The organism is Pseudomonas sp. B21-056 (assembly GCF_026016325.1).
Classification (GTDB): domain Bacteria; phylum Pseudomonadota; class Gammaproteobacteria; order Pseudomonadales; family Pseudomonadaceae; genus Aquipseudomonas.
Genome location: NZ_CP087203.1, coordinates 1,858,631 through 1,882,013 on the forward strand (window position 1 = coordinate 1,858,631; position 23,383 = coordinate 1,882,013).

Below are 23,383 nucleotides of genomic sequence, written 5' to 3' on the forward strand. Positions count from 1 at the left end.
GCGGTCCAGCCAAGGCACTTTTCGCCTTTGCGACCGTCTTACCAGCACGACTGTTTGACCTGACTGAGGTGTAATGATGAAAGCCCGGATCTGCCTGCCCGTAGTAGCATCCCTGATGGTTCTGGCCCTGGCCGGTTGCGCAGGCAAAACAGCTTATCGTGACAGCTGCGGCACCCAGCTCGACGCCGCCTGGCATGAACTGGACCTCGCCAAGGCCGAAGGCTTTGCCGGTACCGTCAGCTACTCCAAGGCCCTGTCGCTGCTGACCGGCGCCAAGACCCAGCAGCAATTCGAAGCGTTCGAGGGCTGCTCGAGAAAAGCCGAGAAGGCGCGCTTCTACATCCGCGAATCCCGCGCGGGACGATAACAGCAGCGGCAAGTTGTAAGCGACAAGCTGCAAGAGAGAAGCACGCGACACACCTCTACTTGCAGCTCGAAGCTTGAGGCTTGCAACTGCGTACGGAGTACGCCCCATGATCGATCGGCTGGTGGCCCGGATACTGGGCCTGGAAGTCCGCCTGCTGGCCTGCCAGGCCCGCTTGGATGCCCATACCGACAGCGAAGCGCTGCATGACCTGCGGACCACGGTCCGTCGTTTGCGCAGCCTGCTTCGCCCGTTGCGCGGCTTGCCAGGCGTCGAACAGCTGGAAACGGCCGCTTCGGCGGTCGGCACCCTGACCACGCCGTTGCGTGACCGGGAAGTGCTGGCGGCCTACCTTGAGCAGCACGGCAACACCGACGCGGCGCAACGGCGCCGGCTGCAGATGGCCGAGGCCTATCCAGCCGTGGCCGCCAGTCGGGAGTTGCTGCAGCTGTTGATGATCCTCGATGCATTTCCACGCTTCATTCGCGCTGCCCAGCGCCAGGGCCTGCTCAAGGGATTGCGCAGACGCATCGAAAAACGTCTGGGCAAACAATGGGAAAAACTCGGTGAAGCCTTGCGTGATCCGGCCCATGACCGCCACCGGTTGCGGCTGCTGATCAAGCGCGTGCGCTACGCGATCGAAGCCTACCCGGAACTCGATCGCCTGCCGGAAGCGGCCATGCCCCGACTCAAGTCCGCCCAAGGCGCCCTGGGCGATTGGCACGACTGCTGGCAATGGCTGGCGCGGGCCGAACAGGAACAGGATCTGCAAGTGTGTGTGCCGGTCTGGCGCAGCACCATGGCCAAGGCCGAAGCCAAGGCTGACAAGGTGCTCGATAAGTTGATTGCCAGCTGCTTTCACAAATCCTGAACTCCACACTTATCCCCCTGTGGGAGAGCCTGCCCGCGATAGCACCGGGTCAACTTGCATCCATGCTGCCTGACCCTCCGCCATCGCGAGCAGGCTCGCACAATAGTCTTTCGGTGGATTCCAGCGTGGCGGCCTATCTGTCAGCCTCTTTGGCCGGAATGAGCGCTGTGCCGTTCAGCCCGGCTGGTTAAGATCCCTTCATTCTTTTCCCACGCTTTCGAGGTTGCCATGCGCTTTTCCGATTTGATCGATGCCGTGCGCCGTCAGCCAGACGCCGTGACCATCGCGCCTGAATGGGGCCAGGGGCGCGCCACTTTTGGTGGGCTGGTGGCGGCGCTGCAATATGAGGCGATGCGTGCGCGGGTGCCGGCGGATCGTCCGGTGCGTTCGCTGGCGATCACCTTCGTCGGCCCGGTCGAACCGGACGTGCCTGTCAGCTTCGAAGTCGAGGTATTGCGTGAAGGCAAGGCGGTCAGCCAGGTGCAGGGGCGTGCGGTGCAGAACGGCCAGGTGGTGACTGTGGTGCAAGGCAGCTTCGGTGCATCGCGTGCCTCCGTGGTGGCGGTGGAGGCCGACCCTGCGCCTGAGTTCAAAAGTGTCGAGCACTGCCAGGAGCTGCCGTACATCAAGGGCGGCACGCCGGAATTCATGCGTCACCTGGCGATGTGCTGGAGTGTCGGTGGCCTGCCGTTCACCGGCAATAAATCCCGCAGCATGGGCGGCTGGGTGCGGCTACGTGGGGATATAAAGCAAGAGCCGCTCAACGAAGCCCACATTCTCGCGCTGGTGGATGCCTGGCCGCCGGCGTTGCTGCCTCACCTGACGCAAATGGCGCCAGGCAGCACGCTCACCTGGACCATTGAGTTTGTCCAACCTGTGTTGGCGTTGACGACGCTGGACTGGTGCAAATACCTGGCCGAGATCGAGTACGCCCAGGATGGCTACGGTCATGTCGCTGCGAAGTTCTGGAGCGCCGATGGCCGCCTGATTGCCATGAGCCGGCAGACCGTGACGATTTTCGGCTGAGGTACGCGGGCGCTCAGTGAGCGTGGTGCAGCAGTCCCAGCGAAGCGAATACCGCGATGATGCCGATGCTGATGTCCGCCAGGTTCAGGCTGAGCACGCCCGAGATGATCAGCAACGATGCGATGATGAGCAAGGGTACGGCGATCAGGTGCAACGCCAGTTGAGTCGGATGGCCGGTGTGCCATTGCCAGGCCGGAAGGGTGGGGTGACGTTTGTGCATGATGCGGTTCCTTATTCCTGACATCGATTGATACAAGAATAGGCATGGCGGTGCAGGGCGGCGAATCGCGGTTGGCTATGGACGCGATAGCTGGCCGTGACTGTGGAGGTGAGAGTTACTTTTGTGGCGAGGGGATTTATCCCCGTTGGGGTGCGAAGCGCCCCTCTCAAAAGCAGCCTTCATAAGACTTGAAACTTTGGTCGGCTGTGTTGGGGTCGCTGTGCGACCCAGCGGGGCGGTGCGACGTTTCGCTAAATCCCCTCGCCACAGGGGAAGCGCAGTCGAGGCCCCCCGTACGCAGTTCTAAAGTCTGAGCTGCCCGATCGCCTTGCTCAACTCGCCCGCGAGGGTCGCCAGTTCATGGCTGGTGGTAGCCGAATCCACGGTCTGGCGCACGGTGTTTTCGGTCACGTCGCGAATGCCCACCACCGCCCGGTTCATTTCCTCGGCCACCTGGCTTTGCTGCTCGGCTGCGACAGCGATCTGGGTGTTGCTCTCGCGCATCTGCGCCACCGCCCCGGTGATCTGCTCCAGCGCCTCGCCGGCCTCGCGGGCCTGTTGTACGCAATCGTCGGCCTTGCAGGAGCTTTCCTGCATGAAATCCACCGCGTCCTGGGTACCCGCTTGCAGGGCCGACACCATGGTGGTGATTTCATCCGTTGAGGTCTGGACCCGTTTGGCGAGGTTGCGCACCTCGTCGGCCACCACGGCAAATCCCCGTCCCATCTCCCCGGCCCGCGCCGCTTCGATGGCCGCGTTGAGGGCCAGCAGGTTGGTTTGCTCCGCGATGCTGTGGATCACATTGACCACGCTGTTGATCTTCTGACTGTCTTCAGCCAGACGCTGGATCATCTCGGCGGTCTGCTGCACCCCGGAGGACAACCCGGTGATCGACTGCTCCACACGATTGACCACTTCGCGGCCATTGCCGGCCAGGGTGTCGGCGGTTTTCGACAGGTCGCGAGTAGCTCCGGCGTGCTGGGCGATGTGATACACCGTGGCGGACATCTCGTTGATCGCCGTCGCCGCCTGGTCGGTTTCGCTCTGCTGCCCAAGCATGCCGTGGCGAACCTCGCTCATGCTCGAGGCCAATCGTGCCGCGCCACTGTCCAGTTGGCGGGCGGTGCTGGCCACGGTATCGACCACCCGTTGGTACCCGGCCTGCATGGCATTGAATGCTGCGGCCATCTGGCCCACTTCATCCTTGCAGGCCAGGGGCACGCGGGCGGACAGGTCACCGGTTTTTTCCACGTGCAGCATCACGTCCTTCAGGGTGTTGAGCTGGCTCAGCAGAAAGCGGATCAACAACTGCGATGCACCCAGCATTGCCAGCATCAGCACGAACACCGCCACGGCGTACTGGCTGAAACGCTCGCCGAATACCTGGCTCAGGCTTGCACCCTGGGCCAGGACGGCGAGTTGTTGGCCGTTGCCACGTCGGATGATGTCAGCGCCCAGCAACGGCTGATTCCCGACGAGTGGCTTGGGATCCAGATCGACCCAGCCCTGCGCCTGCGACAGTGAAGGCAACGACTGATCGTTGAACACGGGCACCTGGCCTTGCTGGAAAGCCAGCAGGTTATCGGCCCTGGGCAATGCTTGCCCGGCGGGCCAGGCGCTGAGCAGGCGCGCCTGGGCCTGGGCATTCACCCGGGCCGCATCATTGCGGGCCTGTTGTTCAAGCTGTACCGCGTAGAGCACCAGCAGCAAGGTGGTCACGAAGGCGACCGCGTTGACCGCCCAGAATTTGTATTTCAGCGAGATATTGCTAAGCCAGGCACCCATGGAAGGTCTTCTCTGATAGCGGAAACAGTTTTGGCAAGGTGCCATTATTCTGCCGCTATCCGGGGGGCTGGAGTTTTGATGTGGGTCAACAGATGGAGCCGAGGGCTGGCCAGAAGCTTTTGTAGAAGGGCCCCTGTGGGAGCGAGCCTGCTCGCGATAGCGGTGGGTCAGTCACCTATCTGCAAGCTGACTAACCGCCATCGCGAGCAGGCTCGCTCCCACAAGGGATTCGGGGGGCTCAGGAGATCGTGGGCAACCCGAAGAAGGCCCGTGCGCATGCCGTGCTGTGAGCTGCCAGGTCTTCCTGGGTTTCGCCTCGATGCAAGGCGACTTCGCGCAAGACTTCCGTCAGGTAGGCCGGCTCATTGCGACCGTTCTTCGGTTTGGGGCGCAGGGTGCGGGGCAGCAGGTAGGGTGCATCGCTTTCGAGCATCAGCCGGCCGCGAGGGATCTCGCGTACCAACGGATGCAGGTGCGTGCCTCGGCGTTCATCGCAGACCCAGCCGGTGATGCCGATGTGCAAATCCAGGTCGAGGTAGCTGAACAGCGCCTTTTTCTCACCGGTAAAGCAATGCACCACCGCGGCCGGCAGCCGGTCGCGGAAATCCCGCAGGATCTCCAGCAAGCGCTGGTCGGCGTCGCGTTCGTGAAGGAAGACCGGAAGCTGCAACTCCGCCGCCAGGGCGAGGTGTTCCTCCAGGACTTTCTCCTGTTGTGGGCGAGGGGAGAAGTCCCGGTTGAAATCCAGTCCGCATTCTCCCACGGCACGGACGTGGCTTTGCTTCAGCAGGTCCTTGAGGTGCCGGGCGCTGTCGGCGGTCCAGTCGCTGGCGCTGTGGGGATGGATGCCGGCGGTGGAGAACAGGCGCTCGCCGGTCTCATCCAGTTGTTGGCACAGCTCAAGCGCCTGCTCGCTGCCCTCGACGCTGGTCCCGGTCAGGATCAGTTGGCAGACCCCTGCTTCATAAGCGCGCTCAAGCACCGCCTGGTGTTTGTCGGCGAAACTGGGGTTGGTCAGGTTGACGCCGATATCGATGAGTTGCATGGTGCTACCTCGGCCCAAAGGCCGGAAAGCATATCAGAGCTGTAGATTTATAAGAAAAGCCAAGAACTACAACGAGTTGAGGCTGTCTGTTGAGGCCACGAGACAGGTCGGGTTGGTATAAACGCCATCACTGTGCCAGTCTTGCGCACTTTTCAGCGCCCCAGGTGCTCTGTTTCTGTCGACCCAAGCCTCATTTTTCAAGAAGGCGGGTCGCGGTATTCCTTCCGGAGAGTGGATGACACGTCCCCAGGTGTTGCTACTGCTGTGTTGTTCGCTGCTGCTGCCGATGCCGGCCGAGGCGCGGCTGCCCGGGCCGGTGCAGGCCGTGGCGCCGGGCACGGTGCGTGACCTGGCGCAGATCCGCAGCAGTCGCGTACTGAAAGTATTGGTCAATCAAAGCCGCAACAGTTCCGGTGAAGTCCAGGGGCAGCCCATCGGCGTCGAATACCATCGGTTGCGGGCGTTCGAACAATACCTCAACGGCCATGCCCGGGATGGCCAGGAAATCACCCTCAAGATCATCCCCAAGGCCAAGGACCAGTTGCTCGGTGCCCTGCAGCGCGGAGAAGGCGACCTTGTGGCCCCGGGTGAGCTGCTCGAGCCCCTGGCCAGTCACGCGGTCAGTGCCAGCGATCCGATTCGCAGCGGCGTGCCGTTGATGCTGGTGGGCATCAAGGGCGAGAAACGCTACACGCGGGTGGAACAGTTGTCCGGCAAGACCCTGGCCTTGCCCAACGGCAGTGCGGCGGGGGATGCGGTGGGCCAGATCAACCAGAAGCTGGCGCTGCTCAAGTTATCGCCGGTGAAGATCGAATGGGTCGACCCCACCCTGGCGGTGGAGGATGTGCTGGAAATGGTCCAGGGCGGCATTTTCCACCTGACCATCGTCGAGCAACCCATCGCCGAGCGCTGGGGCAAGATCCTGCCCAAGCTGCGTTTCGACCGCCAGGTGCTGATCGGTGAGCCGGATGACGAGCACTGGTTCGTTCGCCGCGACGCCGCGATGTTGCGGGCGAGCATCAACGGCTTCCTGACGACTTACAAGGTACCGTCCAACGAGGACGCTGCGTTCCTGCGCATCTACCGGCGTTTGTACCAGGTTCATTATCCGCTGGCCCGGGCCGACCGCCAGCGGCTGGAGAAACTGCGCCCGGTGCTGCAAAAGCATGCCGAGGCCCAGGACATGGACTGGCTCAACCTGGCGGCCCTGGCCTTCAAGGAGTCCGCCCTGCAACCCAGCGCCCGCAGCGGCAGCGGTCCCACCGGGCTGATGCAGATCACCCCGGCGGCGGCCCAGCGGGTCGGGGTCGGCAACATTCAGAACCTGGACGCCAATGTCCAGGCCGGTGCCAAATACCTGGCCATGATCCGCCGCAAGTTTTTCTCCAGTCCCAAGCTCAACGAGCGCGAACGCATGGCTTTTGTGCTGGCTGCCTACAATATGGGACCCGAGCGTGTTCAGGGCATGCGTGCCGAGGCCCGGCGGCGGGGTTTGAATCCCAACCAGTGGTTTTTCCAGGTCGAGCGCATTGCCATGGAGCAGGTGGGAATGGGCGCCGTCAGCTACGTTAATAGTGTGAACAAATACTATCTGGCGTTTGATCGGGAGCGGGAGTCGTTGGAACCGAAGAGTCAAAAGGTTGCACTGCGCAAGTGATCGAATAAATAGATTTGTATAACGGATTTTTTGCGCTTTTCACATGAGTTTTACTGATTAATATGGCGGCCAACCCTACATTCCCAAGGAAACGAACCTATGAGCTCCTTCATCAACAAAATCCTGTCTACCCGTGCCGGCTACGGCCTGACCGTCCTGCGCATTGCGGTCGGTGTCATTTTCGCTGCTCACGGCTCGCAGAAACTCTTCGGTCTGTTCGGTGGCTATGGCCTGGCGGGCACCGCGCAGTGGATGGAAAGCATCGGCCTGACACCGGGTTACGTGATGGCCACATTGGCCGGTGGCACCGAGTTTTTCGCCGGACTGGCCTTGATCATTGGCCTGCTGGCTCGTCCGGCGGCACTGGGGCTGTCCGTCCTGTCCCTGGTGGCAATTTTTTCCGTGCACATCGGCAACGGCCTGTTCATGGCCAACAACGGTTATGAGTTTGCCCTGGCGTTGCTGGCCGCGAGCATTGCGGTGTTGATCGAAGGGGCAGGCAAGCTGTCGGTCGACCGCGCCATCGCCGGCTGATCGTCGCGTCGAACCGCCGAAGGGCCCGTCTGGTACGGGCCTTTTTTGTGAGCGCAGATTCTTGACACTGGCCCGTCGGCTTCTCTAGGATGCTGCTCATGCGCCGATTTAAACAGCTACTTGCGGGGCGCCAGGTGACTCATCCAGTCACCGTCAGAAGCCTGGAACAGGCTTCGAAATACCGCTAAAGCGCTGGTTCGGTGTTGCCTCTCACCTGCCATGCAGACTTTTTGAGGCAGAGACACGACACGATGAACGCACCCAGCCCCCTTGTACGTCTTGCGCCGATCACGGCGAGCCTTCTGCAACGCAATCCAAAAATCCTTTTGGGCGGTACCCATCAGCCAACGCTGTTGCGCTATCTCGACGGCTGGCCGCGACGCAGCCACGGGCCCGCGGCGTTCCTGATCCAGTTCGTCGAAGACGGCGAGTCCCTGGCGCGTTTTGCCAACGACAGTTTCGATCTGGCGGTCATTCAGTCGCCCAGCGCAGCGGATGCTCCTGAGATGATCCGGCAGTTGACCCGTGTGGCGCGGCAAGGGCTGATCACCCGGCGTTGAGGCTGTCTGGCCTGGTCATCGCCCTGAGTCCGTTGGCGTGCATGCAGTTGAATACAATTCGGCTGCGGGTCGACCAGTCGGTGTTGATGATGTGGAAGCGCTGGATATAGCTGTTGATATCCCTGGACTCGAACCATTCATCTATCTTCTGACTGAAGTCGTCGGGAAGATGAAAGGGCAGCACATATTTGGCGCATTGTATCGAGCGCAACAGGAAGTCGGGTTTCTTCCTGCTGGATTGCTCGTCCATGAATGTCTTCAAGTCCGCGGTGGTGTTCAGATTCCGACCGCTCCATTGATGCTCCACGCCTTTCCAGTACTTTGCCCTGACGCGATGGTTATAGGAAATAACAACTGTTCTCTCTGGACGATGGGTCCATATATCGCCCAGTGTTGAACGCCGCCAGTTTCGCGGGATCAATCGTTGCCCGATTTTTGAATTGATCAGCCTGTGCAATTCCCGGTGGATGGCTCGATTGAAATGCTTGAACTTATGAAAATTCAAGATAACGATTTCTTTTGCCCTGGCGGCCTTGTTGTCGGGGTCATCGTAAAAAGCATTCAACGACGCCAGAACGTCGTCGCCCACCGTGCGTCCGGAGGAGGCGAGGTGAAACAATTGAAAGCGTTTGTCGCTGCCGACGGGAGCATTGGCGGAGAACACCACGCGCAGGTCGAGCACGCGAAAGCCTGCCAGGATCTGCTCGATGATCGGCACGTCCTGGGTTTTTTCCTGGGGTAACGTAAAGTTGGACGCTTTCTTGTCTGCGCCGGAGTCATGGGTGCCGGGCAGAATAAGTTCGTCGATACGCAGTTTGTACAACTGAGGGGTGTTGTACATCCAGCAGTCCAATCCATGGTGGGTAACTTTCATGATTATTCATCCTTGAATAATGTTCTGGGCGAAAGGCACGACGCAGCGTGCGCCAGTCATTTTGCGCAGCGCTGTAAGCTTGTCAAAGATTCAAGTTTGCTGGGATGTTTCAGGCGGGCGGCTTATGGATAACTGATATCCACGATGTACACCAGTTTCTCGCCCGTCGGTGTCTGCACCCTGACTTCAGCGTCCAGGGCCTTGCCAATCAGTGCTCGCGCCAGCGGCGAATCGATGCTGATCAGGTTCTGTTTCAAATCCAGCTCGTCAGGCCCGACGATGCGATAGCGGGCCTCATTGCCGTCCTCATCCTCGACCGTGACCCAGGCGCCGAAGTACACCTTGTTCGGGTCGCTGGGTTTGTCACTGACAACTTTGAGTGCTTCCAGGCGCTTGGTGAGGAAGCGGACGCGGCTGTCGATTTCACGCAGCATTTTCTTGCCGTAGGTGTATTCGGCATTTTCCGAGCGATCCCCCTGGGCCGCCGCTTCGCTGACGGCCTGGGTCACTTGCGGGCGGCGTACATGCCAGAGCTCATGGAATTCGGCGCGCATCCGCGCCTCGCCCTCGGGGGTGATCAGCGCGGTGCCGGCGGTGCGAGGTGGGCGATAACGGCTCATGGCAACTTCTTGTGGTGGTGAGGACGGGAGTCTATCAACCCTCGCGCAACACTGTCAGCGGGCTGGCGTTGAGCGCCCGACGGGTGCCGAACACCCCCGCTGCGCCGATCAGCAAGGCGCCTGCCAACGGCAGCATCAGCAGCCATGGATGCGGATGCCAGGGCAGGTCGAAGGCGTAACGGTAGAGCACCAGGCTGACCAGTTCCGAACCCAGGGCCGCCAGCAACCCGCTGACCGCACCCAACAGGCCGAATTCAATGCGTCGGGCTTTCACCAGCAAGGGCCGCTCGGCGCCCAGGGCCCGCAACAGCGCGCCTTGACGAATCCGTTCATCCAGGGTGGCCTGCAGGCCGGAGAACAGCACGGCCATGCCCGCCGCCAACACGAACAGCAGCACGTACTCCACCGCCAGGGTCACCTGGGCCAGAATGCTGCGCAGTTGCTGCAGCAAGGCTTCGACCTGCAGGATCGTCACCGCCGGGAAGGCCCGGGACAGGTCGACAATCTGCTGATCGTGACCGGCGGCCAGATAGAAGCTGGTGAGGTAGGTGGCCGGCAGGTCCTTCAGGGTGCCGGGTTGGAAGATCATGAAGAAGTTGGGCTGGAAGTTGTCCCAATTGATCTCCCGCAGGCTGGTGACCTTCGCTTCGCGGTTGACGCCCCCCACGCTGAACACCAGCCGGTCGCCCAGTTTGATCTGCAGGTTTTCGGCCACTTTGCCCTCCACCGAAACCCCCGGTATATCGTCCGGTGGTTGCTGTGGCCACCAGTTCCCGGCCGTGACGACGTTTCCTTCCGGCAAGTCCGCGGCCCAGGTCAGGCTCAGGTCGCGCTGCAGTGCCCGGTCCCCGGCCGAATCCTTGGTGACAAACTCCTTGGCCGGTTCGCCGTTGATGCTGATGAGCCGCCCCGGCACCACGGGATAGAGCGGGGCCGATTGTGCCGACAACTGCAACAGCTTGTCGGTGAAGGCCTGCTTGTCATTGGGCAGGATGTTCAGGGCGAAGTAGTTCGGGGCATTTTTCGGCAGTTGGTTTTGCCAGGTGTCCAGCAACTCACCGCGCAACAGTGCGATCAACGCCATGGACAACAGGATCAGGCCGAATGCCAATGCCTGGCCGGCCGCCGCCAGGGGATGGCGCAGCAATTGGCCGAGCCCCAGTCGCGAGGGCAGGGAAGCGCGGGCGAGCATCCGGCGCAGGCTTTGAAGCAGCAGCAACAGCAGGCCGCCGAGTACCAGCGCGGCAACGACGCCACCGCCGAGCAGGGCGAAGGTCAGCACCAGGTCCAGGCTCAGGCGCCACATGATCAGGCCAAGGGCACCCAGCGCGGCACCATAGACCGCCCAGGTACTGGACGGGATGGGCAGCATGTCCCGGCGCAATACGCGCAACGGCGGCACCCGCCCTAACGCGGCCAGGGGTGGCAGGGCGAACCCCGCCAGCGCCACCAGCCCGGTGCCGATCCCGGCGATGGCCGGCAGCAGGCCGCCGGGCGGTACGGTGGTGGGGAGCAGGTCATGGAGCAGGGCGAACAGTCCCAACTGGGCGATCCAACCGAGCAGGGCGCCGCTGAGGCTCGCCAGCAGGCCCAGCACCGTCAATTGCAGGCTGAACAGCGCCATGGTTTCCCGACGTGACAGGCCCAGGCAGCGCAGCAGCGCACTGGCGTCGAAACGGCGGGTGGCGAAACGGTTGGCGGAGAGGGCGACCGCGACGCCGGACAGCAGCACCGCCACCAGGCTGGCCATGTTCAGGTAGCGCTCGGCCTTGCCCAGGGCGCCACCGATCTGCCGGTTGCCGTCGCGGGCATCCTGCAGGCGCTGGTTGGCTTCCAGGCCTGGTTTGATCAGGTCGCGATAGGTTTGCAGGGCGGACGCCGGGCCTCGCCACAGGTCACGATAGCTGACTCGGCTGCCGGGCTGTACCACGCCGGTGGCCTCCAGGTCCTTGAGGTTGATCATGACCCGGGGCGTGAGGCTGTAGAAATTGCCGGCACGATCCGGCTCATAGGTCAGCACCCGGACCAGGCGCAAGGTGGTATTGCCGACGTCGATGCTATCGCCGATCTTCAGGTCCAGGGCGGTCAGCAGCCGGGCTTCGACCCACGCCTCGCCCGGGTTCGGTCGTCCACCGGTTTCTTCCGGGGCGAAGGGGGAAGGGGCGCTTTTCAACTCGCCGCGCAACGGGTAGAGGTCATCGGCAGCCTTGACGCTGGAAAGCTGGATGCCGTTGTCGGTGGCGACGACGCTGGAGAACTCCACCACACGGGCATGCTCCAGGCCCAGCTCGGTGCCGCTGCGGATCTGTTCGGGACGGGCAGGCGAGCTGCCTTCGAGCAGCAGGTCCGCGCCGAGGAATTCGGTGGCGCGCATCATCATCGCGCCATTGAGGCGGGCGCCGAAGTAACCGATGGCGGTGCTTGCCGCCACCGCCACCAGCAAGGCGAAGAACAACACTCGCAATTCGCCGGCGCGGGCGTCGCGCAGTAATTGACGGACAGCGAGACTGAACAGGCGCAACAGCGGCAAGCGTGCCATCAAGGCTCCAGGGGCGCGACCATCTGGCCGGCTTCAAGTCGGATCAGGCGCCGGCAACGATGGGCCAGGCGTTCGTCATGGGTGACCAGCACCAGGGTCGTGCCGCTTTCCTTGTTCAGTTCGAACAAAAGATCGCTGATGCGCTCGCCGGTGTGGCTGTCGAGGTTGCCGGTGGGTTCGTCGGCAAACAGCACGTCGGGCTCGGCGGCGAAGGCGCGGGCAATCGCCACGCGCTGCTGCTCGCCACCAGAGAGTTGGCGGGGCGAGTGGGTCAGGCGCTGGCCCAGGCCGACCCGTTGCAACAGTTCCGTGGCGCGTTCGCGGGCGTCTTTTCGGCCGTCCAGCTCCAGCGGCAGCATGACGTTTTCCAGCGCATTGAGGCTGTCGAGCAGTTGGAACGACTGGAAGACGAAGCCGACGTGCTCGGCGCGGATCCGCGCCCGCTGGTCTTCGTCCAGCGCACTGAGGGCCTGTCCGGCAAGGGTCACTTCACCGTTGCTGGGCAGGTCCAGGCCGGCCAGCAGGCCCAGGAGAGTGGATTTGCCGGAACCGGACGCGCCGACAATGGCCAGGCTGTCGCCCTTGTTCAGTTCCAGGCTGAGTTCGTGCAGGATGGTCAGTTCACCTTCCGCGCTGGGAACCACTTTGCTAAGGTCCTTCGCGGTGAGAATGCTTGAGCCCATGGAGAATCCGATGCGTGTGTGGTTTTTGAGTGCCGGCCTGGCCTTGATGTGCATGGCCCAGAACGCAGCGGCGGGTACAGTCCTGATCGTTGGCGATAGTATCAGCGCGGCTTTCGGCCTGGATACCCGGCAAGGCTGGGTGTCATTGCTCGAACAACGGCTCAAGGCCGAGGGTTTTGACGACAAAGTGGTCAATGCGTCCATCAGCGGCGACACCAGTGCGGGAGGCCAGGCGCGGCTGCCGGCGCTGCTTGCAGCCCATAAGCCGGACCTGGTGATCCTGGAGTTGGGCGGCAACGATGGCTTGCGCGGGCAGCCGCCAACACAATTGCAACAAAACCTTGCAGCGATGATCGACAGCTCCCGCGCCAGCGGTGCGAAGGTGCTGCTGCTCGGTATGCAACTGCCACCCAATTACGGTCGGCGCTACACCGACGCTTTCGCCAAGGTCTACAGCACCCTGGCCGATGAGAAAAAAGTGCCGCTGGTGCCGTTTTTCCTCCAGGACATCGGTGGGGTCCCGGGGATGATGCAGGGCGACGGATTGCACCCGTCCGTCGCGGCTCAGGGCAAGTTGCTGGAAAATGTCTGGCCGACACTGAAACCGCTGCTTTGACGCTTTTCTACAGGCGGTCTTTCGGCTAATGTGGCGCCCCCGATCTGGAGCCCCCGATGCCGCGTCCCGCCTGGTCCCTGTTTGCCTATCAACTGATCGAGCCTGACGAACAGCTGGACCTGTTCGCCTGCCAGGAAGTGCGGGTGCATCTGGTGACCCGGCAACTGGAACTCGGCGGCTCGGCGGACCGGACGCTCTGCGGCAGCTTGCTGCCGGCCCAGCCGCGCTGGTCTGGCGTTGATCGCCGGATATTCCAGGACCATCGCCTGTGCTCGCTGTGCCGGGCGATCCTCGAGTCCCAGAAGCGCGGCACCTCACCGATCTGGCCGGAGCTGCGGTTCGAGCTGTAGTCCCCAGGATTCAAACATGCCCCCTGTGGGAGCGAGCCTGCTCGCGATGACGCCTGCACATCCAACATCGATGCAAGCTGACCCACCGCTTTCGCGAGCAGGCTCGCGCCCACAGGTTTTTTGGTGGACGGCAGTGTATCGGATGCCCCATCGCCGCTCTCCCCGTAATACCGGGCTGCGGTGTACAATCGCCGTTTTCATACCCTCTGTTCGATCTGCGAAGGATGTCCCGGATGTTGCTGCGCTTGCCTGCCGTCGCCCGCTGCCTGTCTCTTGCCGCCCTGTGTGTGGCGGGCCCTGTTGCCGCATTGGAGCTGCCTCTGCCACCACCGGGCGAAGACATCGTCGGCCAGGTGCAGGTAATCAAGGCCAAGTACGAAGACACCTTCGCCGACCTGGGCACGACCTATGACCTGGGTTACAGCGAGATGGTCGCCGCCAACCCGGGCGTCGACCCCTGGTTGCCGGGCGCTGGCACCGAGGTTGTACTGCCGACCCGTTTCATCCTGCCGCCAGGCCCGCGCGAAGGCATCGTGATCAACCTTGCCGAGTACCGCCTCTACTACTTCCCCAAGGGCAAGAATGTGGTCTACACCTTCCCGCTGGGGATCGGCCGTGAAGGTTGGGGCTCGCCCATCGCCCACACGACCATCACCGCCAAGACACCTAACCCGACGTGGACCCCGCCGGCCTCGATCAAGGCCGAACATGCCGCCGATGGCGACCCGCTGCCGAATGTAGTGCCTGCCGGCCCGGATAACCCGCTGGGCCCCTTCAAGTTCACCCTGGGCACCCCGGGTTACCTGATCCATGGTTCGAACAAGAAATTCGGCATCGGTATGCGCACCAGTCACGGCTGCTTCCGGATGTTCAACAACAACGTCCTGCAAATGGCCGGCATGGTCCCGGTGGGCACGTCGGTGCGGATCATCAACGATCCGTACAAGCTGGGCCTGAGCGGCGGCAAGGTTTACCTGGAAGCCCATACACCGCTGGACGACAAGGGCAACCCATCGGTGGTGGACAAGCACACCGCGGTGATCAACGCGATGCTCAAGCGTGAAGACATCACCAGCAACCTGCGCATGGACTGGAATGTGGTGCGTGACGTAGTGGCCGCCGAAGACGGCCTGCCGGTAGAGATCGCTGTTCCGAATGCTTCGGCGCCGATGGTCTCGAGCGCACCGATCGACCTGCAGCAGTAAGGTCCTGTTTCGACCCGCCGGCGTTTTGCGATGCCGGCGGGTTTTTTATTGCCTGGGGAAAACACCGGGCAATAAAAAAGCCGACCCAAAAAATGGGTCGGCTCGATAACAATCCCGAAGGACTATTACTTGCGGCTAGCTTTTTCCAGCATGCGCAGAGCACGCTCGTTAGCTTCGTCAGCAGTCTGTTGTGCTTTTTGAGCAGCAGCCAGAGCTTCATCAGCTTTACGGTAGGCTTCGTCTGCACGAGCTTGGGCGCGAGCTGCTGCGTCTTCGGTGGCAGTCAGACGTGCTTCGGTTTCTTTCGATGCGCTGCTGCAACCGGTAGCCAGAACTGCGGCCAGGGCCAGAGCAGAGAATTTCAGAACGTTGTTCATCGTGTTCCCCTTCAAGGACTTTCTATTTAGTGACTGTCTCCTCAGAGTGAGGAGTTAGCCGGCGTACATACTACCCATTACTTGTAGTAAGTAAACTGACGTAGCGCAAGAAGCAAAAAAATTGTAGGCGGTGATTCTTTTTCAAGCAACTTTTCTTGCTGTTGTTTAAAAAATATACAGGGCCAAGCCCTTGAATGGAGCGCGTCAGTGCAGAAAAGTTCCGCTGGCGAGAGGAACTCTACCGGGGTCGCTAAAGTCGCGGGTTATTGATTCGTCTACACTTTTGTTCATTTTTTGCGCAGCGTCCCGGGCATCTTTATTGGTAGGGCAGGTGACTTTAACTACGCACGCTCGTCTCAAGACTCAACAACTGGCGATGTTCAGCTATTGCGCCTTCGCTGACTTCAGCGCAAAGGTAGCGTTCAAATCGCTAAATCCGACGGGTCTGCCCTCCGATGACAGGTGTACCTTGAGCATTTGCGTCATTGGTGCCTACTATTCACGACGTGCTCGGGTTTGAGTGATTGGTTTTTTGCGCTCGGTGACCGGACAGGCACGGGGTGGCGTAGATGTTCCTTCGCCGGAAAAACATCGGTAAGGTAGGGGTCAGCATTCAGACCCGCGAGGAGTAGTGATGAGCGAGGCGTTGTCCATCCACCATGACCAGGCTGGTCATCAGTTCGAGACCACTGTGGACGGTCATCGTGCCTATCTGACCTATATGGACCTGGGTAAACAGACCCTGGATATCTATCGGACGTTCGTGCCCAACGCCCTGCGCGGCAGGGGGATTGCGGCAGCACTGACCGAAAAGGCGCTGCAGTACGCCGAAGACATGGGCTACACGGTGATCCCGTCCTGCTCCTACGTGGAGCGCTATATGGAGCGTCACCAGCGGCACGCGGCAAAGCTCTGACGCAACGGATTCCACAATAAAAAACGCCGGGTCGAAAACCCGGCGTTTTTTTTGGTGCGGTGGAACGGTCGATCAACTGCGCTGACGCTTTGGCAGCACGTCCTTGAGTTTGGCGTGCATGCTGCGCAGGGTGTTCTCGGTCGCACTCCAGTCGATGCAGGCGTCGGTGATGGAGACGCCGTACTGCAAATCCGCAAGGTCTTTCGGGATCGCCTGGCAGCCCCAGTTCAGGTGGCTCTCGACCATCAGGCCGATAATCGACTGGTTGCCTTCCAGAATCTGGTTGGCCACGTTCTCCATCACCAGGGGTTGCAGTGCCGGGTCCTTGTTGGAGTTGGCGTGGCTGCAGTCGACCATGATGTTCGGCTTGATCTTCGCCTTGTTCAGCGCCTGTTCACATAGCGCGACGCTGACCGAGTCGTAGTTCGGCTTGCCGTTGCCACCGCGCAGCACCACGTGACCGTAGGCGTTGCCCTTGGTGGTGACGATCGACACGCCGCCTTCCTGGTTGATGCCGAGGAAGCGGTGAGGGCTGGAAACCGATTGCAGGGCGTTGATGGCGACGGTGAGGCCGCCGTCGGTGCCGTTCTTGAAGCCCACGGCCGAAGACAGGCCGGAGGCCATCTCACGGTGGGTCTGGGATTCGGTGGTGCGCGCGCCGATGGCCGACCAGCTGATCAGGTCCTGCAGGTATTGCGGGGAGATCGGGTCCAGGGCTTCGGTCGCGGTGGGCAGGCCCATTTCGGCCAGGTCCAGCAGCAGTTGGCGACCGATGTGCAAGCCATCCTGGATCTTGAACGAGTCGTCCAGGTACGGGTCGTTGATCAGGCCTTTCCAGCCGACGGTGGTCCGCGGTTTCTCGAAATACACCCGCATGACCAGATACAAGGTATCGGAGACTTCCGCTGCCAGCACTTTCAGGCGCTCGGCATATTCGTGGGCAGCCTTGATGTCATGGATCGAGCAGGGCCCGATGACCACGAACAGGCGATGGTCGGTGCCGTCGAGAATGTTGCGAATGACTTCCCGCCCCTTGGTCACGGTGCGCAGGGCAGCGTCGCTCAGGGGAATATCGCGCTTGAGCTGGTCAGGCGTGATGAGGGTCTCGTTGGAGGCGACGTTAAGGTCATTGATCGGTAAATCAGCCATCGTGTTACTCGTCAGGTCACGGGTGCCGGCCGCCAGCGATCCCCGCGCGGCGGTGCACAGCGGATTTAAGCGCGTCGGGGAGCCGAACCTTATCGCGTTACGAGGCTGCTCGACAATGGGCAGGACGGGGTTTAATCCCCTATTGGCTGGGGAAAAGCGCCGGAAGTGAGTCTTGCAGGGTCGTTCTTCGACTCCGTCTGGATTTACATTGTGGCAAGGGAGCCTGCTCCCTCACCACAAGGGTGCTGTGTAATGATGGGGGCGGACAGTTCCACCTGAGGAGTCGTAAAGATGCAGGCAGGCGTAAAACCGCGGATCGGGATGATCGGTACCGGGGCAATCGGCGGGTTCTACGGGGTGATGCTGGCGCGCGCCGGCTTCGATGTGCACTTTTTATTGCGCAGCGAATTCGGCGCGGTGGCCGAGAACGGCTTGCGTATCGATAGTGCGGTCCACGGCCCCTTGAGCCTCGACCCGGTCCAGGCGTATTGCAACGCGGCGGACATGCCGCCCTGCGACTGGCTGCTGGTTGGCGCCAAGACCACCAGCAACGCCGACCTGGCCCCGGCCATCGTCCAGGCGGCGGCTGACGGTGCGAAGGTCCTGCTGCTGCAGAACGGCCTCGATGTCGAAGAGGCGCTTCGGCCCTTGCTGCCTGAGTCACTGCATCTGTTGGGCGGCTTGTGCCTGATCTGCGTGCACCGTGTCGGCCCGGGCGTCATCGCCCATCAGGCCCTTGGTTCGGTCAACATCGGTTATCACAGTGGCCCTTGCCGCGATCAGGCTGAGCGCATGGCAGTGGTCGAGGCGGCGGCAGGGCTGTTCCGTGCCGCCGGCGTGGATTCCCAGGCGATGCCCGACTTGCAACAGGCGCGCTGGCAGAAACTGGTGTGGAACGTGCCCTACAACGGTCTTTCGGTGCTGCTGGGGGCCAGCACCACGCCGCTGATGGCGGACGATCACAGCCGCGGTCTGATCCAGGCACTGATGGCCGAAGTGGTGCGCGGCGCCCAGGCTTGCGGCCATCACATTGCACCGGATTACGCCGGATATTTGTTCGCGATGACCGAAAAGATGCCCGATTACTGGCCGAGCATGCATCACGATTATTCCCACAAGCGCACGCTGGAACTGGAGGCGATCTATGGCCGGCCCTTGGCGTCGGCGAAAGCGGCGGGGTGTGAGCTGCCGAAAATCGAAGCCTTGTATCAGGCGTTGGCGTTCATGGATCGGCGCAACCGCTGATCGGGCGAAGGGGGGGAGCGACATGGCAAGCAACATCGATGACAAACTGGTGCTGGCGATTTCGTCGCGGGCGCTGTTCGACCTGAGTGAAAGCCACAAGGTGTACCTGTCGAATGGCGTCGAGGCCTATCGGCAGTACCAGATCGAGCATGAAGACGAAGTCCTCGAACCCGGCGATGCGTTCGCCCTTGTACAGAAACTGCTGAGCCTCAACGAGCACCTGGGGCGTGCCCGGGTCGAGGTGGTCCTGGTGTCGCGCAACAGCGCCGACACGGGCCTGCGGGTGTTCAACTCGATCCATCACTATGGCTTGGCGATCTCCCGCGCCGCGTTCGTCGGCGGGCGCAGCCCTTATCCTTATCTCAAGGCGTTCGGCTGCGATCTTTTCCTGTCCACCCACGCCGAAGATGTACGCAGTGCCCTGGACGCCGGCTTTGCCGCGGCCACCATTCTGTCGGGCGGTGCCAGCCGCGCCGCCAGTGAGGAGCTGCGCATTGCCTTCGATGGCGATGCGGTGCTGTTCTCCGATGAGTCGGAGCGCATCTATCAGACCGGTGGTCTCGAGGCGTTCCAGGCCAGCGAACGGCAGTCCGCCCGCGAGCCATTGCGGGGCGGGCCATTCAAGGGCTTCCTGGCGGCGCTTAATGCCTTGCAACGCGAGTTCCCGGAGGATGCCTGCCCGATCCGCACGGCGCTGGTCACCGCCCGTTCGGCGCCGGCCCACGAGCGGGTCATCCGGACCTTGCGCGAGTGGGACATCCGCCTGGACGAATCGCTGTTTCTCGGCGGCCTGACCAAGTCCGCGTTCCTAGAAGCGTTTGCTGCCGACGTGTTTTTCGACGACCAGACGGGCCATTGCGAACTGGCTCGCGAAGTGGTCGCCACCGGCCATGTGCCCCATGGCATCAGTAACGAAGTGAAGCCCTGACCGTCCGGTTTTTCAAGGCCCGTCGCACTCCCCAAGGCACTGCTAAGCTGAATCCATCTCCGCCATTCTGGCACGCGAGGAGGTCACATGATTCGCTCGATGCTGTACGCCACAGACTTGGGGCTCTATGCCCCTTATGTGATGCAGCATGCCTTGGCGTTGGCACGGACGTTTGAAGCCGAGTTGTATGTGGTGCATGCGGTGGAACCGATGGGGCTGTTCGCCGAATCGGTGTTACAAAGCTATCTCGACGAGCAGGCGCTGAACGAATTTCATCGCCAGGGTCTGAATACGGTGATGGCCAATATCGAGCAGCGGGTTCTCGACAGCTTTCGCGAGGAGCTGGGGGAGGGGCAGCAGGATTTGAAGCTGATCAGGTCGGTCAGGGTGTTTCAGGGCGATCCTTCCCAGGTCATTCTCGAACAGGCGGCGAAACTCTCTGTCGATTTGCTGATCGTTGGCAGTCATTGCCAGGGGGCAAGCGGTGAAACGCCCCTGGGCAGGACTGCCGCCCGGGTTTTGCAGTTGGCCCGGGTGCCGGTCTATCTGGTGCCGCTGGTGCAGCGTCGGCGCCAGGGAGAAGCTTGAGGCCAAATGATGGCCTTTTATAAAAAAGTTCTAGATTTATTGTCACGACCATTCATATAGTTATATACCGTCGCTGATGCCCGTGGCGTCCAACTGCTTTGAGGGATACATATGAAGCTTCAACAACTGCGCTACATCTGGGAAGTGGCGCACCACGACCTCAACGTTTCCGCTACCGCACAAAGCCTCTACACGTCGCAACCTGGCATCAGCAAGCAGATCCGCCTATTGGAAGACGAGCTGGGCGTCGAAGTCTTCGCCCGCAGCGGCAAGCACCTGACCCGCGTGACCCCGGCCGGTGAGCGCATCATTACCACGGCCGGCGAGATCCTGCGCAAGGTCGAAAGTATCAAGCAGATCGCCCAGGAGTTCTCCAACGAGAAGAAAGGCACCTTGTCGATCGCCACCACCCACACCCAGGCGCGTTATGCGCTGCCTCCGGTGATCAGCAACTTCATCAAGCAATACCCGGACGTGGCGCTGCACATGCACCAGGGCTCGCCGATGCAGATTGCCGAAATGGCCGCTGACGGTACGGTGGACTTTGCCATCGCCACTGAAGCCCTCGAACTGTTCGGCGACCTGGTGATGATGCCCTGCTATCGCTGGAACCGTTGCGTGGCCGTGCCCCAGGGCCATCCGCTGACCAAGCTGCCGAAGCTGACCCTGGAAGCCCTGGCCGAATACCCCATCGTGACCTACGTGTTCGGCTTCACCGGCCGTTCGAAACTCGATGAAGCCTTCAGCCATCGCGGGCTGACGCCGAAAGTGGTGTTCACCGCCGCCGACGCCGACGTGATCAAGACCTACGTGCGCCTCGGCCTGGGCGTGGGCATCGTGGCGAAGATGGCTGTCGATGCCAAACTCGACAGCGATCTGGTGGTGCTGGATGCCAGCGAGTTGTTCGAGTCCAGCGTGACCAAGATCGGCTTCCGTCGCGGCACCTTCCTGCGGGGTTTCATGTGCGATTTCATCGAGAAGTTCGCGCCGCACCTGACCCGGGAAGTCATGGCCAAGGCCATCCAGTGCCACAACAAGCAGGAACTCGAAGAACTGTTCGAGGGTGTCGAGTTGCCGGTGCACTGATCTTCGCTATATCGCCTCGGTGACAGCGAACTGTTGCCGGGCGCCCGCCACGACGATCTCCACTTCATCCCCTTCGAACTTGCCCAGCAAGCCACGGCCCAGCGGCGAGCGGGGGGTGATGACCGTGATCGGTTGCCCCACCAGCGACACTTTCAACCCCGCTGCGTCCGGTCCCAGGAACAGCCATTGCTGGCGCCCGTCTTCATCCTCCAGCCCGATCAGGGTTCCCACCTGGATGCCGCGCTGCTCGTCGTAGGGCCTGAGGGTCAGGTTCTGGCAGAGGGCGAGGGCCTGGCGGATTTCTTCCACGCGCCTGGCCTGCCCGGCGGCGAGGTAGGACGCTTCGAGGCCCAGGGTGTCGTATTTGTTCTCGGCGATGTTTTCTTCGTGGGTCGCGGTTTCGTAGGCGGTCTGCGCGGCGCGTTCGGCGATGTCGAGATCGACCTTGAGCTTGTCGAGGATCAACTGGTGGACGGTTTGTTTATTCATGATCAATCGCAGAATTGCAGGACGTTGGCGCGGGTCTTCTCGCTCGGCGCGTTCCGGTCCTGTTCCAGCCAGAACTGGCACTTGGGGTTGGACTGATTGCGCGGATTGCTGCGCGCCTGGTCGAGGGCCTGTCGCTGCTCGTTGCGCTGAAGGTTCTGCTGGTATTGCTCGAACATGGGGTTCTGCGGTTCGGGAGGCGGTTGCACGGCCGGCGGTTGCGCCAGTTGGTGCACGGCGGCGGCCACCGGAGCGAGTTGTTCACCCAGGACGAATTTCGACAGCAGCCAGCCCGTCAGCACAATGGCGAGAAAACCCAGCCACAGCCCCAAGGCAATGCTGACGGTCAATTGCAAGGCTGTAAGGCGCGGGGCGGGAGGCTGATCAGGCATGGCTGCTTCCTGGCAGGGGCACGGGTAGGCGGTGATTGTCGCATGAAGATTAATCGCCGTCGGCTCTTCTGCATCATCGGTTTATTCGGGACAATCGGGCCTTTACCACAGGGAGTCGGGAATGGCTGTGCGTTGGGATATTTTTTGCACCGTCGTCGATAATTTTGGCGACATCGGCGTCACCTGGCGCCTGGCCCGGCAATTGGTGGCCGAGCACCGATGCGCGGTCCGGCTATGGGTCGATGACCTGCGCGCCTTCGAACGGTTGTGTCCGGAAATCGACGTCACGCTGACCGAGCAATGCCAACAAGGCGTGGATGTACGCCATTGGCCCAGGGAATGGCCGGGCGCCGACGCCGCCGATGTGGTGATCGCCGCGTTTGCCTGCCAGTTGCCAGGCGCCTACATGGACGCGATGGTGGCGCGCCAGACCACCCCACTGTGGATGAACCTGGATTACCTGAGTGCCGAGGACTGGGTCATCGGTTGTCACGGATTGCCCTCGGTCAAATACAAGCATGTCCAGAAGTATTTCTTCTTTCCCGGCTTCCGCGAGGGGACTGGAGGCTTGCTGCGTGAGTCCGGATTGCTGGAGCGACGTCGGCAGTTTCAACACGATAGCGCGGCGCAACGGACGTTCCTGCAAGGGCTGGGCGTCGAGCGGGCACCGGATGCACGGCTGATTTCGCTGTTCGCCTACGAAAACGCCGGGCTGGCGAGCTGGTTCGATACGATGGCCGGCGATGCCCAATCGTCCCATGTGCTGGTTCCCGAAGGGCGGGTGCTGGGGGATGTCGAGCGTTGGCTCGGGGTTGCCGACCTCAAGGTCGGTGCGTTGCATCGACGCGGTGCCTTGACGGTGCAGGTGCTGCCGTTCGTCCGGCAGGATCAGTACGATCGGTTGCTCTGGTGCTGCGATTTCAATGCTGTGCGGGGCGAAGACTCCTTCGTGCGCGCCCAATGGGCCGGTCGACCTTTCCTTTGGCATATCTACCAGCAGGAAGAAGACGTTCATCTGGAAAAACTCGACGCATTCCTCAGGCTCTATACCCAAGGCCTTCCAGATTCGGCGGAAAAAGCGATGAGCGGTCTATGGCGGGCGTGGAATGCCGGCCAGGACATGTCCGGACACTGGAAAAGCACCTGCGAACAGCAACCGGCGCTGGCTGAACATGCCCGTTCGTGGTGTCTGGAACAGGCCTCGCGACCCGATCTTGCCGCGGCGCTGGTGAAGTTTTATGGAAATTGGATATGATACGCGGCCTAG

The 23,383-nt window shown here is 61.7% G+C and carries 26 protein-coding genes; 15 read left to right on the forward strand and 11 right to left on the reverse strand.

What is annotated here, in order from left to right; all coding sequences use genetic code 11:
- Positions 1 to 76: 76 nt before the first annotated feature.
- From LOY67_RS08315 to LOY67_RS08325, 3 genes are all read left to right on the forward strand, one after another.
- Complete coding sequence (locus LOY67_RS08315; protein WP_265066738.1) at positions 77 to 367, forward strand: hypothetical protein; 291 nt, start codon at positions 77 to 79, stop codon at positions 365 to 367.
- Positions 368 to 473: 106 nt separating this feature from the next.
- Complete coding sequence (locus LOY67_RS08320) at positions 474 to 1,235, forward strand: CHAD domain-containing protein (protein ID WP_265066739.1); 762 nt, start codon at positions 474 to 476, stop codon at positions 1,233 to 1,235.
- Between the two features lie 228 nt (positions 1,236 to 1,463).
- Positions 1,464 to 2,261 (forward strand): acyl-CoA thioesterase, encoded by a 798-nt coding sequence (locus LOY67_RS08325; protein ID WP_265066740.1) that lies wholly within the window; start codon positions 1,464 to 1,466, stop codon positions 2,259 to 2,261.
- 13 nt (positions 2,262 to 2,274) lie between these two features.
- Here LOY67_RS08325 and LOY67_RS08330 read toward each other — a convergent pair whose 3' ends face one another.
- The 3 genes from LOY67_RS08330 to LOY67_RS08340 form a co-directional block, all read right to left on the reverse strand.
- Positions 2,275 to 2,481, reverse strand: coding sequence for a hypothetical protein (locus LOY67_RS08330; RefSeq protein WP_413776168.1), 207 nt, complete (start codon positions 2,479 to 2,481; stop codon positions 2,275 to 2,277).
- A gap of 303 nt (positions 2,482 to 2,784) precedes the next feature.
- On the reverse strand, positions 2,785 to 4,266 hold the full coding sequence (locus tag LOY67_RS08335) for a methyl-accepting chemotaxis protein (RefSeq protein WP_265066741.1): 1,482 nt from the start codon (positions 4,264 to 4,266) through the stop codon (positions 2,785 to 2,787).
- Between the two features lie 238 nt (positions 4,267 to 4,504).
- Complete coding sequence (locus LOY67_RS08340) at positions 4,505 to 5,311, reverse strand: TatD family hydrolase (protein WP_265066742.1); 807 nt, start codon at positions 5,309 to 5,311, stop codon at positions 4,505 to 4,507.
- Between the two features lie 235 nt (positions 5,312 to 5,546).
- Here LOY67_RS08340 and LOY67_RS08345 point away from each other — a divergent pair, with 235 nt between their 5' ends.
- From LOY67_RS08345 to LOY67_RS08355, 3 genes are all read left to right on the forward strand, one after another.
- A complete protein-coding gene (locus tag LOY67_RS08345) occupies positions 5,547 to 6,968 on the forward strand; it encodes a transglycosylase SLT domain-containing protein (protein WP_265066743.1) in 1,422 nt (473 codons plus the stop codon).
- 99 nt (positions 6,969 to 7,067) lie between these two features.
- Positions 7,068 to 7,502 carry a DoxX family protein gene (locus LOY67_RS08350; RefSeq protein WP_265066744.1) on the forward strand — a complete coding sequence of 145 codons (435 nt, stop codon included), beginning with the start codon at positions 7,068 to 7,070 and terminating at the stop codon, positions 7,500 to 7,502.
- Between the two features lie 251 nt (positions 7,503 to 7,753).
- The gene (locus tag LOY67_RS08355) at positions 7,754 to 8,062 is read left to right on the forward strand and encodes a hypothetical protein (RefSeq protein ID WP_024776671.1); all 309 of its coding nucleotides are present in this window, start codon (positions 7,754 to 7,756) and stop codon (positions 8,060 to 8,062) included.
- Here the strand turns inward: LOY67_RS08355 and LOY67_RS08360 are convergent.
- From LOY67_RS08360 to LOY67_RS08375, 4 genes are all read right to left on the reverse strand, one after another.
- Positions 8,049 to 8,936 (reverse strand): hypothetical protein, encoded by an 888-nt coding sequence (locus LOY67_RS08360; RefSeq protein WP_265066745.1) that lies wholly within the window; start codon positions 8,934 to 8,936, stop codon positions 8,049 to 8,051. The two genes, LOY67_RS08355 and LOY67_RS08360, sit on opposite strands and share 14 nt — an antisense overlap.
- Positions 8,937 to 9,058: 122 nt before the next feature.
- Positions 9,059 to 9,556, reverse strand: coding sequence for a transcription elongation factor GreB (greB, locus tag LOY67_RS08365; protein ID WP_265066746.1), 498 nt, complete (start codon positions 9,554 to 9,556; stop codon positions 9,059 to 9,061).
- A 34-nt stretch (positions 9,557 to 9,590) separates the two neighbouring features.
- Positions 9,591 to 12,095: an ABC transporter permease gene (locus tag LOY67_RS08370; protein WP_265066747.1), complete on the reverse strand. Its 2,505-nt coding sequence runs from the start codon at positions 12,093 to 12,095 to the stop codon at positions 9,591 to 9,593.
- Entirely contained in the window at positions 12,095 to 12,778 is a 684-nt protein-coding gene (locus tag LOY67_RS08375) for an ABC transporter ATP-binding protein (protein ID WP_265066748.1), read from the reverse strand. Before LOY67_RS08375 ends, LOY67_RS08370 begins: the two co-directional genes overlap by 1 nt.
- Positions 12,779 to 12,788: 10 nt before the next feature.
- On the opposite strand from LOY67_RS08375, the gene LOY67_RS08380 reads away from it, so the two are divergent.
- From LOY67_RS08380 to LOY67_RS08390, 3 genes are all read left to right on the forward strand, one after another.
- A complete protein-coding gene (locus LOY67_RS08380; protein WP_265066749.1) occupies positions 12,789 to 13,394 on the forward strand; it encodes an arylesterase in 606 nt (201 codons plus the stop codon).
- A 56-nt stretch (positions 13,395 to 13,450) separates the two neighbouring features.
- Positions 13,451 to 13,744: a hypothetical protein gene (locus tag LOY67_RS08385; RefSeq protein WP_041020059.1), complete on the forward strand. Its 294-nt coding sequence runs from the start codon at positions 13,451 to 13,453 to the stop codon at positions 13,742 to 13,744.
- Positions 13,745 to 13,977: 233 nt separating this feature from the next.
- Positions 13,978 to 14,949: a L,D-transpeptidase family protein gene (locus LOY67_RS08390; RefSeq protein ID WP_265066750.1), complete on the forward strand. Its 972-nt coding sequence runs from the start codon at positions 13,978 to 13,980 to the stop codon at positions 14,947 to 14,949.
- 125 nt (positions 14,950 to 15,074) lie between these two features.
- Here the strand turns inward: LOY67_RS08390 and oprI are convergent, their stop codons facing one another.
- Positions 15,075 to 15,326, reverse strand: a complete 252-nt coding sequence (gene oprI / locus LOY67_RS08395) for an outer membrane lipoprotei OprI (protein WP_011335311.1) — start codon at positions 15,324 to 15,326, stop codon at positions 15,075 to 15,077.
- 634 nt (positions 15,327 to 15,960) lie between these two features.
- Between oprI and LOY67_RS08400 the strand changes: the two genes are divergently transcribed.
- Positions 15,961 to 16,242, forward strand: coding sequence for a GNAT family N-acetyltransferase (locus tag LOY67_RS08400; protein WP_024776680.1), 282 nt, complete (start codon positions 15,961 to 15,963; stop codon positions 16,240 to 16,242).
- A 72-nt stretch (positions 16,243 to 16,314) separates the two neighbouring features.
- Here the strand turns inward: LOY67_RS08400 and LOY67_RS08405 are convergent, their stop codons facing one another.
- Positions 16,315 to 17,391: a 3-deoxy-7-phosphoheptulonate synthase gene (locus LOY67_RS08405; RefSeq protein WP_003183777.1), complete on the reverse strand. Its 1,077-nt coding sequence runs from the start codon at positions 17,389 to 17,391 to the stop codon at positions 16,315 to 16,317.
- A gap of 291 nt (positions 17,392 to 17,682) precedes the next feature.
- Between LOY67_RS08405 and LOY67_RS08410 the strand changes: the two genes are divergently transcribed.
- The 4 genes from LOY67_RS08410 to cysB all read left to right on the forward strand — a co-directional run bounded on the left by LOY67_RS08410 (position 17,683) and on the right by cysB (position 21,238).
- A complete protein-coding gene (locus tag LOY67_RS08410; protein WP_265066751.1) occupies positions 17,683 to 18,636 on the forward strand; it encodes a putative 2-dehydropantoate 2-reductase in 954 nt (317 codons plus the stop codon).
- Positions 18,637 to 18,658: 22 nt separating this feature from the next.
- On the forward strand, positions 18,659 to 19,564 hold the full coding sequence (locus tag LOY67_RS08415; RefSeq protein ID WP_265066752.1) for a 5'-nucleotidase: 906 nt from the start codon (positions 18,659 to 18,661) through the stop codon (positions 19,562 to 19,564).
- An 87-nt stretch (positions 19,565 to 19,651) separates the two neighbouring features.
- Positions 19,652 to 20,152: a universal stress protein gene (locus LOY67_RS08420; protein WP_024776684.1), complete on the forward strand. Its 501-nt coding sequence runs from the start codon at positions 19,652 to 19,654 to the stop codon at positions 20,150 to 20,152.
- A gap of 111 nt (positions 20,153 to 20,263) precedes the next feature.
- Positions 20,264 to 21,238: an HTH-type transcriptional regulator CysB gene (gene cysB, locus LOY67_RS08425; protein ID WP_041020064.1), complete on the forward strand. Its 975-nt coding sequence runs from the start codon at positions 20,264 to 20,266 to the stop codon at positions 21,236 to 21,238.
- A gap of 6 nt (positions 21,239 to 21,244) precedes the next feature.
- Here cysB and LOY67_RS08430 read toward each other — a convergent pair whose 3' ends face one another.
- Positions 21,245 to 21,727 (reverse strand): transcription elongation factor GreAB, encoded by a 483-nt coding sequence (locus LOY67_RS08430; protein WP_265066753.1) that lies wholly within the window; start codon positions 21,725 to 21,727, stop codon positions 21,245 to 21,247.
- Positions 21,728 to 21,729: 2 nt separating this feature from the next.
- Positions 21,730 to 22,116 carry a cytochrome b/b6 domain-containing protein gene (locus LOY67_RS08435; RefSeq protein WP_265066754.1) on the reverse strand — a complete coding sequence of 129 codons (387 nt, stop codon included), beginning with the start codon at positions 22,114 to 22,116 and terminating at the stop codon, positions 21,730 to 21,732.
- A 121-nt stretch (positions 22,117 to 22,237) separates the two neighbouring features.
- Here LOY67_RS08435 and earP point away from each other — a divergent pair, with 121 nt between their 5' ends.
- Positions 22,238 to 23,371, forward strand: a complete 1,134-nt coding sequence (gene earP / locus LOY67_RS08440; RefSeq protein WP_265066755.1) for an elongation factor P maturation arginine rhamnosyltransferase EarP — start codon at positions 22,238 to 22,240, stop codon at positions 23,369 to 23,371.
- The last annotated feature ends 12 nt before the right edge of the window (positions 23,372 to 23,383 follow it).